This is a genomic window from Prevotella sp. MGM2 (assembly GCF_002933955.1).
GTDB lineage: Bacteria > Bacteroidota > Bacteroidia > Bacteroidales > Bacteroidaceae > Alloprevotella.
In genome coordinates this window covers 1-2,146 of record NZ_BEWW01000106.1, presented here as the reverse complement: position 1 = coordinate 2,146, position 2,146 = coordinate 1, and the positions used below count along the sequence as shown (strand labels likewise).

The 2,146-nt window shown below is 51.7% G+C and carries 2 protein-coding genes; one reads left to right on the top strand and one right to left on the bottom strand.

Annotation, left to right across the window (positions count from 1 at the left end; translation table 11 throughout):
• Positions 1-100: 100 nt before the first annotated feature.
• A complete protein-coding gene (locus C5S62_RS02365; RefSeq protein WP_133159468.1) occupies positions 101-826 on the top strand; it encodes a DUF5715 family protein in 726 nt (241 codons plus the stop codon).
• A gap of 149 nt (positions 827-975) precedes the next feature.
• Here the strand turns inward: C5S62_RS02365 and C5S62_RS02360 are convergent, their stop codons facing one another.
• Positions 976-2,067, bottom strand: coding sequence for a nucleotidyltransferase family protein (locus C5S62_RS02360; protein ID WP_172485999.1), 1,092 nt, complete (start codon positions 2,065-2,067; stop codon positions 976-978).
• Between the last annotated feature and the right edge of the window lie 79 nt (positions 2,068-2,146).

The following is a 2,146-nucleotide window of genomic DNA, read 5'->3' as shown; positions in this document are numbered from 1 at the left end:
ACAAATTTAACACTTTTCTCAAAATTCATGCACCGTGTTTTCGGCTTGACCCATAATACGCCTGATCCTCATACTGCTTCTGATAACCAGCGGCATCTTAATGTTCTGTAGCAAAGGGGACAACGACAGCACACACACACCCGCCTCCCAACCCTCCCCTACCGACACCATTCTGAAACACAGCAGACATGTGGACGGCCTCCTCTCACACCCACGAAAGCCTCTCGTCATGAACGACAAAAACGGGAATCCCGTCAAAACCAAAATAACAGGCGTAGGCGATTATAATGAAGCCTTTCCCGACATGAATGACATTCAGCTGGCCACAGCCACGCGCTTGGGAATCGACCGGATAGCCAACAGGGAAGCCGCCCACCACAGCAAAGACAAACTGGTGTGCATCACGGACAATCCTTATTATCGTGTGCATCATCTCTCCCACTCCATTCCCTATCTGGTACCACGTGCGCAACGCCTGCTCACGGAAATATCCCGCAACTTTATTGACTCTCTCCAGCGGAAGGGTCTCCCCTTCTACAAGCTCATTGTCACCTCCGTGCTACGTACAGAAGAAGACGTGCGCCGCCTGCGCCGCGTCAACTGCAACGCATCCGAAAACAGTTGCCACCAGCATGGCACGACCTTCGACATCTGTTACAATAGTTTTCACCGTGTAATTTCCCCCAATGACTCTGAGGCCAAACAGGTTTGGGACGGCCGGCTCAAAGATGTTCTGGCCGAAGTGCTGCGCGACCTCCGCAACCAAGGCGTCTGTTACGTCCGCTACGAAGCCCGCCAGGCCTGTTTCCATATCACAGCCAGATAAGACAAACCGGCATATTGGCCACCACACCTTACAGCAATTCCAACTTCCCGCCAATAACCATAAAAAACATGTAGCCTGAGAGACTTCTAAAAAAGAAATCGCTCAGGCTACATGGAACCGGCCCTTCTATATACCACAAGACAGGGCTGTCAGATAAAACCGTTCATACGCCGCCAAAGGTAATGACACACACGGAAAGGAACATCCCAAATCACCTCTCCAGGATAATGGACGGCCAGGTGAAAATTACGCCGGGACTTACGCAGAAAACGGCTCCACATCCCCTCGCTCCCTGAGGCACAGCGATAACGCCAGTCATATTTACCGAAATTACCGGCAAGCATAATTTCATCAAGCAGGAAACGTCCTTCACGCTCATCGGGCGGCACAAAACAAAATTCATCCTCCAGCCCGAAAACCTCCTGCAGTACATACACAACGGCACGGGAAAAACGCAACAGCCCCATTCGCCTCATCCAACAGACCGAAACCCGATTTTCCTCAGCCGTAAAAGACTGCCGAAGGCAAAAGAAATAATCCATCATTTGCCTCAGACCTACACCTTCATCAAAAAAGTGACGGTAAATATGTGCAAGAAGAAACAACCGGTTAAAAACCGGAGAAGGCACTCTCACCTTTTCTTCGCTGCCACCCGACAAACACACATCAGTGAATTCCCCCTGACCGTACAAATACGAAAACAGGCGGTTCATACGCCTGTCCGCCCATGGATTATAACGGAAAGAAGGCCTGAAATGCGCCTCCGTCTCCACCTTTTCCGAAAGATGCAAGGACGTATGCAGGAAAGTTGTCGGAGGCGTCTTGCCCGACAGCCTGCGGGCATAATCTACAACACGACTCCGGCACTCCCTCATCCAAAGGTCTATATCGCCCGGTATCCGCCATAAAGGCTCAGGATAATAAGTGGCTACCCCCTGTCCCTTCAGCAAAACGGCTTCCATCCCCTCCGCTCTGACCAGCGCCATTATCCGCACAACCTCCATATTGAGACAAAGGTTCACAGCCCTTATGCGTCCGGCTTGTGCATACCATTGCAGCAGCAACTTCCGCGGCGGACGCTGATGTGCCGGCAAACGCTCTATCCCGCCAAACAGCACTCCTGTAAGCGTCTGCCGGCGGGACTCGTCCATGAGCCCCGCCCATTCCTCCGGAGACGGAACGCGCGAGAAACCGTCGCGGCGGCCGACGGAAACCTGTATCAGTTCAAAAAACAGCGACACGGATAAAAACCACTCAGATACCTTTCTCAGAACTTCTTTCCGCTCACAATCTTATAAAAGGTCAGCCACAATATCTTCA